The sequence below is a fragment of the Parasutterella secunda genome, from assembly GCF_024733725.1.
GTDB classification, from domain to species: Bacteria; Pseudomonadota; Gammaproteobacteria; order Burkholderiales; family Burkholderiaceae_F; genus Aphodousia; species Aphodousia faecalis.
Window position 1 is genome coordinate 1 of record NZ_JANRHP010000026.1, and the last position, 344, is coordinate 344.

A 344-nucleotide genomic window follows, 5' to 3' on the forward strand; every position below is an offset into this window, starting at 1 on the left:
ATCTTCCAAGCAGTTAATCGCTATAAGCTAGGTCTTGGAGGCCGTCCGCGATTCAAATCTCTCAGTCGTGGATTAAGAAGCATTGAAGGCAAAAGCAATAAAACAGGATTGAAATTTAATATTGAAAAATCTGTTTTAAGTTGGTGCAAACATGACTATCGTGTTTTTATTGATCCTCAGGATGACTTTCTTCAAAGGGCGTTGCGTAGTGAAGGTCGCAGCGGATTCAAAAAGGTTAAATATTGCCGTTTAGTTCGCAAAACAATCAAAGGAAAGAATCGCTTTTATTTGCAGGTTGTTTTAGAGGGGCAGGCGCCAATTAAGCATATCTATGCGTCAACTAA

Annotated in this window: 1 pseudogene; it reads left to right on the forward strand. The window is 39.2% G+C overall.

Annotation, left to right across the window (positions count from 1 at the left end):
* Nucleotides 1-344, forward strand: a pseudogene (locus NW199_RS08730) (hypothetical protein); the annotation flags it as partial.